This is a genomic window from Paenibacillus tritici (assembly GCF_013204885.1).
GTDB classification, from domain to species: domain Bacteria; phylum Bacillota; class Bacilli; order Paenibacillales; family Paenibacillaceae; genus Paenibacillus_AQ; species Paenibacillus_AQ tritici.
Map to the genome: position 1 here is coordinate 108,017 of NZ_JABMKX010000015.1, position 15,137 is coordinate 123,153.

9 protein-coding genes are annotated in these 15,137 nt (G+C 52.5%); 7 read left to right on the forward strand and 2 right to left on the reverse strand.

The window, feature by feature from the left end; genetic code table 11:
- Nucleotides 1–17: 17 nt before the first annotated feature.
- The gene (locus HQN87_RS24505) at nucleotides 18–1,349 is read right to left on the reverse strand and encodes a sugar ABC transporter substrate-binding protein (RefSeq protein WP_173138667.1); all 1,332 of its coding nucleotides are present in this window, start codon (nucleotides 1,347–1,349) and stop codon (nucleotides 18–20) included.
- A gap of 630 nt (nucleotides 1,350–1,979) precedes the next feature.
- Here HQN87_RS24505 and HQN87_RS24510 point away from each other — a divergent pair.
- The 7 genes from HQN87_RS24510 to HQN87_RS24540 all read left to right on the forward strand — a co-directional run bounded on the left by HQN87_RS24510 (nucleotide 1,980) and on the right by HQN87_RS24540 (nucleotide 12,752).
- A complete protein-coding gene (locus tag HQN87_RS24510; protein ID WP_173138669.1) occupies nucleotides 1,980–3,728 on the forward strand; it encodes an alpha-glycosidase in 1,749 nt (582 codons plus the stop codon).
- Between the two features lie 503 nt (nucleotides 3,729–4,231).
- Nucleotides 4,232–5,266, forward strand: a complete 1,035-nt coding sequence (locus HQN87_RS24515; protein WP_173138671.1) for a LacI family DNA-binding transcriptional regulator — start codon at nucleotides 4,232–4,234, stop codon at nucleotides 5,264–5,266.
- A gap of 141 nt (nucleotides 5,267–5,407) precedes the next feature.
- The gene (pgmB, locus tag HQN87_RS24520; RefSeq protein ID WP_173138673.1) at nucleotides 5,408–6,070 is read left to right on the forward strand and encodes a beta-phosphoglucomutase; all 663 of its coding nucleotides are present in this window, start codon (nucleotides 5,408–5,410) and stop codon (nucleotides 6,068–6,070) included.
- A 296-nt stretch (nucleotides 6,071–6,366) separates the two neighbouring features.
- On the forward strand, nucleotides 6,367–8,685 hold the full coding sequence (locus tag HQN87_RS24525; protein WP_173138675.1) for a glycoside hydrolase family 65 protein: 2,319 nt from the start codon (nucleotides 6,367–6,369) through the stop codon (nucleotides 8,683–8,685).
- Nucleotides 8,686–8,972: 287 nt separating this feature from the next.
- Nucleotides 8,973–10,658, forward strand: a complete 1,686-nt coding sequence (locus HQN87_RS24530; RefSeq protein WP_173138677.1) for a glycoside hydrolase family 13 protein — start codon at nucleotides 8,973–8,975, stop codon at nucleotides 10,656–10,658.
- Nucleotides 10,659–10,804: 146 nt separating this feature from the next.
- A complete protein-coding gene (locus HQN87_RS24535) occupies nucleotides 10,805–11,665 on the forward strand; it encodes an AraC family transcriptional regulator (RefSeq protein WP_173138679.1) in 861 nt (286 codons plus the stop codon).
- 241 nt (nucleotides 11,666–11,906) lie between these two features.
- Complete coding sequence (locus HQN87_RS24540; protein WP_173138681.1) at nucleotides 11,907–12,752, forward strand: DegV family protein; 846 nt, start codon at nucleotides 11,907–11,909, stop codon at nucleotides 12,750–12,752.
- Between the two features lie 470 nt (nucleotides 12,753–13,222).
- Here HQN87_RS24540 and HQN87_RS24545 read toward each other — a convergent pair whose 3' ends face one another.
- Nucleotides 13,223–14,878 (reverse strand): PAS domain-containing sensor histidine kinase, encoded by a 1,656-nt coding sequence (locus HQN87_RS24545; RefSeq protein ID WP_173138683.1) that lies wholly within the window; start codon nucleotides 14,876–14,878, stop codon nucleotides 13,223–13,225.
- Nucleotides 14,879–15,137: the final 259 nt, after the last annotated feature.

Below are 15,137 nucleotides of genomic sequence, written 5' to 3' on the forward strand. Positions count from 1 at the left end.
AGCTCATGGTTGTGTAATTACTGGGCAGTGGCCCCGTTGTTCAGATCCTTGATTTGTTCTACAGCTTTGTCCATCGCAGTCTTAGGATCAGTGTTGTTATCCCAGATTGCCGGAAGGGCTGCGTTCACCGGGCTCCAGACGTTCCCCATTTCAGGAATCGAAGGCATCGGCTGTGAATTCTTGGCTTGCTCAGCAAAAGCGGATACGAAAGGATCACCAGTAATTTGCGCATCCTGCAGAGCTTCATTGTTCGTCGGCACAGAACCGATCAGCTTATTGAGCGTAAGCTGTGAATCTTTACCGGAAGCAAAGCGGGCGTACAGTTTAGCGGCATTCGGATATTGCGTATACGCGTTGACTGTAAAGATTTTGATTCCGGAGAAAGTAATCGCTGTTTTACCGTCAATGGTAGGAACCGGCGCAATACCGAGGTTGTCGCCCAGCGCTTCTTTGTACCCGGCAAGCTCCCATGGTCCTGTAATGTCCATAGCTACATCGCCTGAGTTGAACAAGCTGCGCTTGATGTCCGGATTAATATCACCGCTCTTGATCGGCAGCACTTCCTTCAGCTTGGCAAATTCCGTCAGGCCTTTGATCGCGCCTTCATTGTTCAGACCAATATCGTCCTTGTCAGTACCGTCTTTACCGAACAGGTAGCCGCCGGTGGTGGCGATGAACGGATAGTTGAAGTACATGTTGCCGACTTCCCACATAATGCCGTATCTGTTCTTGGCTTTATCCGTGAACGTTTTGCTGAAGGCAATGACGTCGTCGAAGGATTTAGGAGCTTCCTTCAGCAGAGATTTATTGTAGAACAGTGCATAGGTCTCTGCCGCTCTCGGATACCCGTACAATTCACCATCATAAGAGGAGCCTACGATGGAAGCCTCCGTGTTCTCAGCCTTGGTCTGCTCTGCGAAAAGATCATTAGGGAGCACCAGACTCGCGCTTGCCGCCTTGCCGAGATTATCATGAGGAATGACGACAACGTCAGCGGCCAGACCCGAAGGACCGTCCTGGGTAAGCTTGCCGACTTGATCGGGCGGGGCCACCTCTTCGATTTTGATAGGGACGTTATACTTGGCAGTGAACTGCTTGGCGATCTCTTCGGCGAACTGTCTCTCTTCTTTACTCTCCCAAATGACCAGTGAAGCGCCCTCTTCAGGAACGATCTCATCGGTTGCCGGTGTATTTGCGCCGCCGGCACCAGCGTTGTCTGTAGCCGCTGCATTATCCGCAGGAGCATTCGTCGCTGCTGCATTTCCCCCATTGTTGTTTGAGCCGCACGCCGTAATTGAGATTGCCATAGAGCATGCTGCGGTGAGAACCATCCATTTTTTGAGCTTCATTCCGTTTAACCCCTCCCGTTTTTGTCTATCACTTGATTTGACCATAGTGCTTCTAACAGTGCTTTCAACTTTTGCGCAAACGATTTCAGAAGATTCAAAAAAATATTCCCGTTTCTCCGATTACCTCTTCCTAATACGTTACACCCGGTTTGGAAAGCGCTTCATTCATGAATTCATAATACATCAGCAGACTTACACTTGTAAAAACGTTTGCACATACCAAATTCATCAATATTGCGCCTTTAACATATATATATGCTGTATTTACTCTTTTTATCGCATGATTTCTTTAAATAACTTGATATTACTTCAATTCAAAAATCCGATTTTGAATTTTTTGTAATATAAAGGCGAATCATGTTGAAAAATTGCTAAATATTATCATTTTACAGACTTTGGAAATCGGTTTCCCGAGATAAAAAATCTGTGCAACTGTTTGTACAAACCTCTTGAACCTGTTTTTATTCCATGCTATAATCCAAACCATTATGAAGCCCCTATTCTTCACATAATTTAAAGGCACTGTTCCTTCTAGGTACAACCTCGGCGTAGTATACCCTGCGGCTGGTTGTGCCTCTTTGTTGTGTGCAGAATTGGATGCTTACTCTATCTAATCTGGGAGGAATTATTATGTTATTAGAAGCTGTGTACCATCGTCCCCGTCTTAACTGGTCGTATGCCTATGACCACAATACGATCCACCTGCGTCTGCGGGCCAAAAAAGGCGATCTGACGGAGGTCTTCGCCTGGGCGGGTGATAAATATGCCTGGGATACTACCAAAGAATTGATCCCGATGACGCTGTTCACTTCCGACGCGATGTTCGATTACTGGGAATGCGAGTCGGTTCCGCTCTACCGCAGGCTGAAATACGGCTTCCTGCTTCAGCAGGGCCACGAACGTATCTGGATGACAGAAAGTGATTTCCAGAAGGAGCGTCCCGCGAACCCTAACCGGCTGTTCGAATTCCCCTACATAAGCCGGGGGGATGTCTTCACGCCTCCTGCCTGGGTGAAGGATGCTGTCTTTTATCAGATTTTCCCCGAACGCTTCGCGAATGGTGATCCAACTCTGAACCCTGAGAACGTGCAGCCTTGGGGCGGAACACCCCAGCCTGATAATTTCTTCGGCGGAGACCTGCAGGGTGTCATCGACCATCTGGATCATCTTACAGAGCTCGGCATTACAGGCATCTATTTCACGCCTATCTTCACAGCCACCACCAATCACAAATATGACACAGAGGACTATATGCAGGTTGATCCGCATTTCGGTGACGTTGACACGCTGAAGAAGCTGGTGAAGGCCTGCCATGAGCGCGGAATCCGTGTGCTGCTGGACGCTGTATTCAATCATGCGGGCCGCACCTTCGCCCCGTTCGTAGATGTGCTGGAGAAAGGCGAGGACTCTGAGTACAAGCACTGGTTCCATATCCGTGAATATCCGCTGCAGGTGGTGAACAATATCCCTACCTACGATGCCTTCGCCTTCGAGCCGCTGATGCCCAAGCTGAATACAGAGCATCAAGAGGTCAAAGACTATCTGCTGAAGGTGGCCGAGTACTGGATCAAAGAGGTGGGCATTGACGGCTGGCGTCTGGATGTGGCCAACGAGGTGGACCACGAATTCTGGCGTGAATTCCGCAAAGTCGTTAAGCGCACGAATCCCGAGGCCTATATCCTCGGAGAGATCTGGCATGAATCGGCCCCCTGGCTGGAAGGCGACAAATTCGATGCTGTCATGAACTATCCGTTCACGGATGCCGTGCTGGACTTCTTCGTCAAAGGGACGCTTGATGCCGAAGGCTTCGCCAATTCGATCGGCAGACAGCTATCCCGATATCCGCTGCAGGCCAGCGAGGTTGCCTTCAACCTGCTTGACAGCCACGACACGGCGCGGCTCTTGACCGTGGCCGGAGGAGACAAGAACCGGATGAAGCTGGCCGCGCTGTTCCAGTTCACCTTCATGGGCACACCCTGCATTTATTACGGGGATGAGATCGGAATGGACGGCGAAGGCGACCCGGACTGCCGCAAATGTATGGAATGGGACCCGCAGCGGCAGGACCATGACCTGCTGGGCTTTTACCGCAAGCTGATTGAGATCCGCAGCAGCCATCCGGCTCTGCGTACAGGACGCTTCACCTTCCTGGAAGCCGGACCCGGGGGCAGCAAGCTGGCTTACGAACGCAGCCTGGGCGATGATCTTATCATCGTGCTGATCAATACGGAGGAGACGGCGCAGACCTTCCGGCTTGATGTTGAAGAACGCAACTGGGTGAACCTGTGGAACGGCGAAGCCCTCCGTGCAGAACGCGGCAAGCTGTCGTTCAAGCTGCCCGCCTATGGCTTCGCGGTGCTTCAGGCCAGCTTGTCCTAATCTGGTGTCCGCTCTGGGAGCTGTTTAACAAGCTGGACGCGCAGCCGCTGAAATTCCGCGCTACACACTGTTAGCGGCTTCAGATCGTACGCTGCACACAGGGTATTCCACAACAGCAGCCTTTAAGCTGACGGAATACCCTATTTTTATTCTGTATTTATTCTGGAGCTTGCCAGTATGGCTCAATGCTTAGGATAGCCGGAGGGAATGCAGAGAAATGCAGAGCAACGTAGAGGAATGCTGAGCACTCCGTTTAGTGCGTCATTTGGAATCAACCCTCTTCATGATTATCGTTTGCACACATTCGCGATGATCGAATTCTGTATTGTAGGACGATGGCCCTATATTCAGCCGGGTTGTGCTGCTGTTTTACCGGGAAAAAGGCTGCTCTTCTCACCCAAACCTGCCCGGACAACGCCAGATACAGGGTTTCTCTATTTACAATCCTCAACACTTCGATTAATATTACTGTGTAAAGCAAACGGTTCCATAAGGAGGTTTCTATGACAGTTACCATTAAGGACGTAGCCAAGAAAGCGGGGGTCTCTCCCTCCACGGTGTCCCGGGTGTTGTCAGGCCATCCCAGAATCAGCTTAGAAACTTCCCGTAAAGTCAAAGTGATTATGGAAGAAATGGGCTACACCCCGAATATGATGGCCAAAAGTCTTGTTTCCAAGACCACCAACAGTATCTGCATCATTCTTCCGAAACCGGCAGAAGAGCTGTTCTCCAATTTGTTTTTTATGGAATTGATCCGCGGGATTGTCACTCAGTCCAGCCGTTCCGGCTATGATGTGCTGATCAGCTCCGGGGCAAACGAGAAGGAAGAGCTGGAAGCTGTCTCCCGCCTGCTCAAAGGACGCCGCGTTGACGGTGTTATTTTGCTCTATTCCCGTAAAGACGATGCGGTGATTGACTTTCTGCAGTCTGGCGGTTATCCGTTTGTCCTGGTTGGACGAAGCGACCGTTACGAGGATATCTTGTCAGTGGACAATGATAATATCATGGCTGCTTATGATGCGACGAACCATCTTATCTCTATGGGGCACGAACGCATCGGCTTCGTCAGCGGCCCGCCGAATCTTATCGTGTCGCGCGACCGGCTGGAGGGTTACCGCACAGCTATGCAGAGCAAGGGTCTGGAAATGAAGAATGAATGGATTGTGGAAGGCGAGTTCCTGCAGGATAGCGGCTACCGGGCGATGTCCTTCTTCATGAATCTTCCGAACCGCCCGACAGCGCTTGTCGCGGTGGATGATATGGTCTCCTTCGGCGTGCTCCGCGGATTGAATGAGCTGAAGTACAAGGTCCCTGAGGATCTGGCGATTGTCAGCTTCAACAATATTCCGCTCTCCGAGCTGTCCAGTCCGCCGATCAGCAGTATTGATATCGGAATTTATCATCTTGGCTATACGGCCTCGCAGGTACTGATCCAGAGCATCCAGAAGCCGGGTAATCAGGACGGATATACGAACCGCTTTGTCATTCCCCACCGTCTAATCGTACGGGAGTCATCTATGTATGCTCCGGGAAAATAAAGCCTGTAACTTGTTACAAGAAATGAATGAAGCTTACCGCTTCATTTCTTTTTTGGAGCTTTGTACAAACGTTTGCGCTAAATGCCGGATTGTTATTCTGGGTGAGGATTTTGCCCGCCAATACATTCAAGGAGGTTCAACATGTCAGAAATCAAAGCCTGCCTGTTCGATCTGGACGGCGTACTCGTCGATACCGCGAGATATCACTATATTGCCTGGAGAGAACTCGCGGAAGAGCTCGGATTCGTCTTCACCGAGCAGGATAATGAACGGCTCAAAGGCGTCAGCCGGGCCGCGTCCCTGAATATCCTGCTGGAGATCGGCGGCATTGAGCTTGGAGAAGCCGAGAAAGCCCGGCTCGCCGAGCAGAAGAATAACCGCTATGTCGAATACATCGCCAAAATGGACAGCTCAGAGATTCTGCCGGGTGCGCTCGGCTTCCTGAAGGAATGCCGGGAACAGGGCATCAAGGTCGCCCTCGGCTCCGCCAGCAAGAATGCGATGACCATTCTGAACAATACCGGCCTGACCCCGTATTTCGATGCCATCATCGACGGCACACACACCAGCGCAGCCAAGCCAGATCCCGAGGTCTTCCTGCTGGGTGCACAGGCAGTGGGCACCGCTCCTGAGCAGTGTGTAGTCTTCGAAGATGCCGCAGCCGGCATTCTTGCTGCTACCCGTGCCGGTATGCGCAGCGTCGGCATTGGTTCGCCCGAGACGCTGAGTGCCGCAACCCTCGTCATCCCTTCTTTGCAGCAGATTAGCGTTGCGGCGCTCCGGGAATCTTTTTCCGTTGTTTAACGAATATTAACATCTGCTGTGTAATAGGAGTCCTTCTCTTCTGCCCTACTCTTTATAAAAGAACTATATGTGAAAAGCGAAAGATACGTGATCAGCGGAGAAAGCGAAAGGAATGTGAAGAAGCGTCAGCGGTCGCCTTTGTCCCCGGATGCTTACCTTGCAGCTTCAATTCGGGCATCCGGGGACAACAGCGATCGTAACATCCTTTCGCATTCGCAGCGGCCTGCACGTAGCATAACGCCCGAACTGATAGTTCATTTTATATCCTCATCCCCCACTTAAAAGGAGCCAAAACAATGAAACAATACCTCAAAATTGATGAATGGTCCATCATCGAAGAATCCTTTGATCCGCAGACCCAGGAAATTTCCGAGAGCGTATTTAGCATCGGGAACGGTTATATGGGCGGCCGGGCCAACTTCGAGGAGCAATACAGCGGGCACAGCCTGCAAGGCAGCTACATGGCCGGGGTCTATTATCCTGACAAGACACGGGTCGGCTGGTGGAAGAACGGGTACCCGGAGTATTTTGCCAAAGTCCTGAACAGCACCAATTGGATCGGCATTAATATTGAGCTGGACGGTACTCCGCTCGATCTGGCGAACTGCACGGTCAGTGAATTCCGCCGGGTGCTTAATATGAAGGAAGGCACACTCTCCCGCAGCTTCACAGCCACCACCGCTGAAGGCAAGGAAGTCAAGGTGGAGAGCATCCGCATCGTCAGCATGGTCCGTCATGAGATCGGGGCGGTCCGCTACTCGATCCAGCCGCTTAATTTCTCCGGTGAGATTACCATGACTCCTTATCTGGATGGCGACATCAAGAACAAGGATGCCAACTACGACGAGAAATTCTGGAACGAAGTCGAGAAGAAAGCCGAACCGGCGGGCGGGCATCTGACCCTGAAGACCAAAAAACTTGATTTTCACGTAACCTCGGCCTATGAATACGATATTCTGCTGAACGGTGAGCCGGTTGCCGCAGAAGCGGAGGCTGTCGAGCAGGAGAAATATGTGGGCAGCAAAGTAACGGTTCCGGTAAAATCCGGCGATCAGGTGGTTATTTATAAGTATGCCGCGAACGTCACCTCCCGGAATTACGGGCTGGGACAGCTGGTGGACGCCGCCAAGACCGCCTTGCAGAGTGCGCGTGAAGCCGGATTTGTGGCGCTTTTGACTGAACAGGCCGGGGCTTGGGGCGACAAATGGAAGGAAAGCGACATTATTATCGAGGGCGATGTGTCGGCGCAGCAGGCGATCCGGTTCAATATTTTCCAGCTGAATCAGACGTATACGGGCGAAGACGACCGTCTTAACATTGGACCGAAGGGCTTCACCGGGGAAAAATACGGCGGCAGCACCTACTGGGATACGGAAGCCTATTGTGTGCCGTTCTATCTCAGTACCGCCGACTCCGCGATTGCCCGCAATCTGCTGATCTACCGTTACAAGCATCTGGAGAAGGCCAAAGAGAACGCACGGAAGCTCGGTTACTCCAAAGGCGCACTCTACCCGATGGTGACGATGAATGGTGAGGAGTGCCATAACGAGTGGGAGATTACGTTTGAGGAGATCCACCGTAACGGCGCGATTGCTTACGCCATCTACAACTATGTGAACTATACCGGCGACAAGGCTTATCTCGGCCAATACGGGCTTGAGGTGCTGGTGGAGATCTCCCGCTTCTGGGAGGAACGCGTGCACTACGTACCGCATAAGGACAAATACGTAATGCTCGGCGTAACCGGTCCGAATGAATACGAGAACAACGTCAACAACAACTGGTACACGAACCGGATTGCCGCCTGGACCATGGAATATACCCTGGAGGCGCTGGCGTATCTGCAAGAGAATGAGGGTACGAGATATGCTGAGCTGGCCGACAAGCTGGAGCTGCCGGAGAGCGAAACGGCGCAGTGGAACGAGATTATCGCCAAAATGTACTATCCCGCCGATGAAGAGCGCGGCATCTTCCTGCAACAGGACGGCTTCCTCGACAAGGAGATTATCCAGGTGAAGGATGTCCTGCCGGAGAACCTGCCGCTGAACCAGAAATGGTCCTGGGACCGCATCCTGCGCTCCTGCTTCATTAAGCAGGCCGATGTGCTTCAGGGACTCTACTTCCTGGGCGACCGTTATGATCTGGAGACCAAGAAGCGCAACTTCGACTTCTACGAGCCGATTACCGTGCATGAGTCCTCCCTCTCCCCTTGCATCCATGCGATTCTGGCTTGTGAGCTGGGTTACAAAGAGAAGGCCTATGAGATGTATCTGCGTACTTCGCGGCTGGATCTCGACAATTACAATAATGATACGGAGGACGGCTGCCATACGACCAGCATGGCGGGTACGTGGATGTCGGTCGTACATGGCTTCGGCGGACTTCGTGTGCTGAAGGACCGGCTGGCCCTAAGCCCGTCCAACCCCGGCCACTGGACCTCTTATTCGTTCAAAATCATGTTCCGCGGCTCCCGCCTAAAAGTTACAGTTACCGATGTACAGGTTACGGTCAGTAATGAAACCGATGTTCCGGCATCCATCACGATTCATGGCAAGGAGTACACGGTGAACGGACTGAGCAGTGTAACTGCTGACAGCTCCCCGGTAACGGTGTAGTCTCTGTCTCCCCTGCCCCGGAGGTATTAAGCTTCTTCGGGGCTTTTTTTATAAGTTGAACTTGTGAGGACAATTAAAAGATGAAAGTAACGGAGGGGATTTTCGGAACTGTAGGAGCGGTAGCGCCCGCCTTTGTCACCGGATTTCTACCGCGATCAGCGGTTTAATCAGGAAATCTGGGGACAACAGCGGCCGGAAGTCCGAAAATCACCGCAGTAACGGCCAACATCAACATTGGAGTATCTCTAGGTCAAATTCTAAATAAACTCTCAAAGGAGCCCACCCAAATGAAACGAGCCTTTTGGAAAGAAGCCGTAGTCTATCAGATCTACCCCCGCAGCTTCCAGGACAGCAACGGAGACGGAATCGGAGACCTGCAGGGGATCATCTCCCGGCTGGATTATCTCCAGAAGCTGGGCGTCGATGTCGTCTGGCTGTCGCCCGTCTACAAATCTCCGAACGATGACAACGGTTATGACATCAGCGACTACGAGGATATTATGGATGAGTTCGGTACACTGCGGGACTGGGAGGAGCTGCTGGACGGGCTGCATGTCCGCGGCATCAAGCTGATGATGGACCTGGTCATCAACCATTCCTCGGATGAGCATGCCTGGTTCGCTGAATCCCGATCCTCCAAGGATAATCCTTACCGCGATTATTATATCTGGCGTCCCGGCGGACCGGACGGCGCGCTGCCGAACAACTGGAGCTCCATCTTCAGCGGACCGGCCTGGGAGCTGGATGAAGCCACAGGCGAATATTACCTCCACCTGTTCTCGCGTAAGCAGCCGGACCTGAACTGGGAGAATCCGCGGCTGCGTGAAGCTCTGTATAAGATGATTGCCTTTTGGCTGGATAAAGGTGTGGACGGGCTGCGGATGGATGTCATTAACATGATCTCCAAGGTGGACGGCCTGCCTTCTGTTCAGCATGAGGAGCTGGCTCCGGGAGAGCTGGCGGGCGGCGGGGAATTCTATATGAATGGGCCGAGAGTCCACGAGTATCTCCAGGAAATGAACCGGGAAGTCCTCTCCAAATATGATGTAATGACCGTCGGCGAGACGCCGGGGGCAAGTGTGGAAGACGCCATTCTCTATACGGACGAAGACCGGCAGGAGCTGCAGATGGTGTTCCAGTTCGAGCATATGGATGTCGATTCCGGCCCGGGCGGCAAGTGGAATGTGGTTCCGTGGACGCTGAAGGGTCTGCGCGATATTTTGCATAAATGGCAGGTCGGTCTGGCAGACAAAGGCTGGAACAGCCTCTATCTTAACAATCACGATCAGCCGCGGATGGTATCCCGGTTCGGGGATGACGGCAAATACCGCGTGATTTCGGCCAAAATGCTCGCTACCCTCCTGCACACGCTTAAGGGTACGCCTTACATCTATCAGGGTGAGGAAATCGGCATGACCAACGTGAAATTCCCTGTGCTGGAAGACTACAAGGACATCGAGATCCTCAATATGTACCGGGAAAAGGTGACCGAAGGCGGCGCAGATCATGATACCATTCTACAGGCGATTCATACCAAAGGCCGCGATAACGCCCGCACCCCGATGCAGTGGAATGCTGCGGCGAACGCCGGCTTCACCGACGGAACGCCATGGCTGAAGCTCAATCCGCGCTACACGGAGATCAATGTGGAACAGGCGCTGGCCGATCCGGACTCGGTATTTTACTATTATCAGCAGTTAATTCGGCTACGCAAGCAGCATCTCATCATGGTCTATGGCGAGTATGAGCTGCTGCTGCCGGAACACGAATATATCTATGCCTATACCCGCACCCTGGAAGGTGAGAAGTGGCTGATTCTGCTGAACTTCTGCGATACTCCCCAGACCGTTGATCTGCCAGACGAGCTGAATGCGGTCACCGGAACGATCATCGGCAATTACCCGGAGGAGCAGGCCGTCATGGACCGCAGTACGCTGCGTCCGTATGAGGCAAGAGTCTGCCGGTTAGGATAACTTGTTGCCGGAAGCTGACAAATCCCTTGAAACATGACATCATAGGATCATAGACTGTAGGCTGACCCCTGTCATCAATGAGCACAGAATAACAGGACCGGCCATGCGGCAGCATGATAGTATGAATCTAAAGGGAGATGGGATACTTGGAATGGCTGATCCGTATGAAGAATGCTCTGGATTACATGGAGAGCAAAATGACCGAACCGCTCCGCATCGAAGAGATTGCTGCGGTGGCTTATGTCTCTCCTTTTCACTTCCAGCGCATGTTCAGCATGTTGACCGGTGTAACGGTAGCTGACTATATCCGCAAACGCAGATTGACACTGGCTGCTCAAGAGCTGGCGGTGTCCAAGCTCCGGGTGCTGGATGTGGCGCTGAAATACGGATATGACTCCCCGGAGTCCTTCGCCAAAGCGTTCCGCAAGGCCCATGGGATTACACCCTCCGCCGCGCGCGAATCTGGCGTACAGCTCAAAGCCTTCCCCCGCCTCTCTTTCCAACTGTCATTGAAGGGAGATCAGGAAATGGATTACAAAATCGTGAATAAAGAGGCTTTTACCGTGATCGGCAAATCAATGGAGGTTACCACCAAGGACGGGGAGAACTTCCGCAGAATCCCGCAGTTCTGGGATGAATGCAACGCAGACGGCACTTCGGATAAGGTGATTGAGTTCGGCTTACGCGAAGAATGGCTCGGCATCTGTATGGATATGAATATGGAGAAGGAAATGCTGTCTTATTGGATCGGAGTTGAAGCAGACGCATCCACTGATCCGCAGGGGTATGAGACTACAGTGGTTCCGGCGGCAAGCTGGGCTGTGTTCAAGTCCGAAGGCGCATTGCCACATGCCATTCAGAATGTCTGGCAGCGTATCTTCCAGGAATGGTTCCCGGGAACGGGCTACGAGCACACGGGCGGCCCGGAATTCGAGCTGTATCCTCCCGGCGACACCTCAGCAGAGGATTACGTCTGCGAAGTATGGATTCCAGTAATGAAGAAATAGAGAATGCATTTCTCCGCTATACCGGAATATACCTGCGAAAAGCTTCACTGTCCCTGCAAGGACGGCGAAGCTTTTTGCCTATGCACAGACAGCCCTGAGGCGGATGAAGAAGCGGCATAACCCGCCAGCCTCACAAGCTAGCATTTTTTATTTTGAGATTCCAGACAGGCTTGGTATAATAAACAGATTATAGGGTCTTAATATAGTGTATTGTCATCCGAGATCGGTGAAGGAGATATTCATGTCTATTGTAAAAATCTTTTCAGACAGCACTTCCGATTTGCCGCAAGGCTGGAAGGACACGTATGATATCGGCATTGTCCCGTTATATGTTGTATTTGAGGACGGCACATTCAAGGATGGTGTAGAGATTACACCGGAAGAGGTATACCACCGTGTCGCAGCGGACGGTGCCCTGCCCAAGACGGCTGCCCCTTCCCCGGCGGACTTCATTGCTGCCTTTCAGCCCGTCATTAGCGGCGGCGGAGATATCGTCTACATCAGTCTGTCTTCATCTTTATCCTCTACATACCAGAATGCCCTGCTGGCTGCGGGAGAATTCCCTGAAGGCCGGGTACATGTTGTTGATTCCCAGACGTTATGCGGCGGGATCGCGCTGCTGGTGATGAAGGCCGTCCGTGCCGCTGCCAAAGGCCATACCGCTGCCGACATTGCAGCCATGGTCGAGCAATCCCGTGCCCGGGTGGAATCAGAGTTTGTCGTCGATACGCTGGATTATTTATATATGGGCGGCCGCTGCTCGGGGATGCAGAACTTCATCGGCAGCCTGCTGAAGATCCGTCCTGTCCTAAGACTGATTGACGGGGCTATTGTACCCGTTGCCAGAGTACGCGGCAAGAAGGAAAAAGCCGTGGAGCAGATGCTCCGGCACGCGCTTGCGAATGCGGACCATATGGACAAGGAGCTGTTGATTGTCGCTCATACCCTTGCCGAAGAGGACGCCAAGTTTCTGGAGACGGCGCTGCGAGAGCAGACCCGCGTCCAGGAGATCGCTGTCATTCACGCCGGCTGTGTCATCGGCAGCCACTGCGGACCGGCTACCGTAGGTCTCATGTATATGCACTAGGATCGGTGCAATACGAAGGAATAGCATCAAGCAGCTGTGGAATAGCTTAGCTTCACAGAAAGAAACAGCAAGTCTCCTGCGGGAGACCTGCTGTTTCTTTATTTTGGCCGGATCAAGCTTGGGAAGAGGTTTGGCAAAAACTTTCGTTTCCGCAAGCTGTTTAATTTGTACTCGACCTCTGTTCCTGCATGAAACAAGCAAATGGAAAAACGTATCTTGATTCAGCGTTTTTCGAGGATGATATGGAATCAAGTGGAAAAAAGGCACCTAATACTGTGGGTTTCTCTTCCCGGGGTGAATTGTGCTTTTTTAAGTGCTGTTTTTCCAACTACTTCATCTGTAAAAGCCAGCAGTTCATTAGCAAGTGGAGAAAATCCACCTGTTCCAGCTCCCCGTTCCGTTCCATGTGGATGCTGCCTGCACAAACAACCCGCTCCCCAACTTAGCTGAGGGGAACGGGTGGTTCGGGTCTATTTCACAAAAGGAAGCATGAACCGGAAGATGGACCCCTGGTCTTCTTCGCTCTCCACAAAGATGGTTCCGCCCATTAGCTCCACCAGCTGCTTGCAGATCGCAAGGCCTAGTCCAGTGCCGCCGTACTTGCGGTTAATGGACGGGTGGAGCTGGGAGAAGGACTGGAAGAGCAGGTTCAGATTGCTGTCGGCAATGCCTACTCCGGTATCCCGGACGGAGAATTCCAGCAGATATTCCGGCGAGGCCGGCAGCGGAATATTCTTCACCGACAGGGTCACGCTGCCCCGATCGGTGAATTTCAGCGCATTGCCGACCAGATTGACGATAATCTGCCGCAAGCGGCTGGGGTCCGTGGAGACAATATCCGGTACGCTGGTATCCGCCCACCAGCGCAGGGCAAGCTTCTTCTCCTCCGCCTTCGGAGTGAAGAGATCAATAATGCCCTCCAGCATCTCACGCAGATCGAAGCGCTCCGATTGCAGCGGCATTTTGCCGGCTTCCATCTTGCTGAAATCAAGAATGTCGTTGAGGATCTGCAGGAGGCTGTAGCTGCTGCTGCGCAGGATCTCGGCATAATTGCGCTGCTCCTCCTCCAGTTCCGTTTCCAGCAGCAGGTCCGCCATCCCGATCATTCCATTCATGGGGGTGCGGATCTCATGACTCATCATTGCCAGGAAATCAGACTTGGCCTGCGCAGCCTGCTCTGCCGATTCCTTGGCGCGGAGAATCTCCCGCTCATTCGTGATGTCGCTGAAGGAAATGACCACTCCGCAGATTATTCCGTTATCCATTAGCGGAGCAATCCGGTAATTCACGAAGAAGCTGGTTCCATCCTTGCGCCAGAAGATATCATCCGCCTTGCTGCGGGTAACCCCATCCTGAAGGGTAAGCAGAATGGGACATTCGGACAGGGAATGGCGGGGCGCACTTCCATGGATATAATGGATCATATTCATGATCGGCAGCCCGCTCAGCTCTGAAGGCTGATAGCCCAGCATTTCCGCCCCTTCGCGGTTGATGAAGATGGTCCGGCCCAGCGTGTCCAGACCGAAGATTCCGGCAGAGACCGAATTGAGAATCAGGCTAAGCCGTTTGTCCTCCGCCATCTCATAAGCAAACTCAGCCAGTTGCAGCTCGTTCTCTTCCTGCCCGGCTGAGGACTCCTCATCTAATAGCAGGGAGTCCACCTGCACAGCCTGCTCCATCCGATCAGCATCTGCAGAAGGACTGGTACTCCCGTTCACCCAGCTGCGCAGCAGCAGAGACTGCGGCCGGTTCCCGGGATCGTGAAGGATGGCAAATACACCCGCGATGCCTTCATCTGTATGAAGCGGCACATACTGGACAGAAACGGCCGCACTCCATGAACTTCCATCCGTCCCCACGCTGCCCTCTGCTGCTTCCATATCCAGCTCGAAGCTGGATGTAATGCCAGCCAGTGCAGATGCGAAGCAGGTCCCGCCGGGAGGATGTATCCGGCTTCCGGTCAGCAGCCTGCCTGCGTCCTCCGCACTTAAGGTCCGGTTGCTGTCCACATAACGGCCCTGCCTGTCCAGCACAATAATGAGATTCGGATGATGATCAAACAACGCTCTGTATGCACTATCCCCCGAGAGCGCCCGGCCCAGAATAGAAGCCCAATCTTTAAGCATGGTCCACCTCCTCGCTGCTTCAAATCTGCTATGGTAAAGGAGTCCGAAAACTGCGAAAATTCTCTGATTATGTAGAACTCTCTGAATTATTACCTATTATAACAAATAAACTGCGGTTGGTCGCCACAAAAACACGGTGCTCGAGCAGCTGTACAGCATGCAGAAACGGCTACGCCTTCCTTTTAAAGGACGGTATACGTTTCTGCAAAGAAATGAGAAAACAGCGCAGCCCTGTAAAAGGACCGCACTGCTTATGGCA

Excerpts from the sequence above, each read along its gene's own strand:
- HQN87_RS24505 (WP_173138667.1), bottom strand. The coding sequence starts at position 1,349 with ATGAAGCTCAAAAAATGGATGGTTCTCACCGCAGCATGCTCTATGGCA.
- HQN87_RS24510 (WP_173138669.1), top strand. The coding sequence starts at position 1,980 with ATGTTATTAGAAGCTGTGTACCATCGTCCCCGTCTTAACTGGTCGTAT.
- HQN87_RS24515 (WP_173138671.1), top strand. The coding sequence starts at position 4,232 with ATGACAGTTACCATTAAGGACGTAGCCAAGAAAGCGGGGGTCTCTCCC.
- pgmB (WP_173138673.1), top strand. The coding sequence starts at position 5,408 with ATGTCAGAAATCAAAGCCTGCCTGTTCGATCTGGACGGCGTACTCGTC.
- HQN87_RS24525 (WP_173138675.1), top strand. The coding sequence starts at position 6,367 with ATGAAACAATACCTCAAAATTGATGAATGGTCCATCATCGAAGAATCC.
- HQN87_RS24530 (WP_173138677.1), top strand. The coding sequence starts at position 8,973 with ATGAAACGAGCCTTTTGGAAAGAAGCCGTAGTCTATCAGATCTACCCC.
- HQN87_RS24540 (WP_173138681.1), top strand. The coding sequence starts at position 11,907 with ATGTCTATTGTAAAAATCTTTTCAGACAGCACTTCCGATTTGCCGCAA.
- HQN87_RS24545 (WP_173138683.1), bottom strand. The coding sequence starts at position 14,878 with ATGCTTAAAGATTGGGCTTCTATTCTGGGCCGGGCGCTCTCGGGGGAT.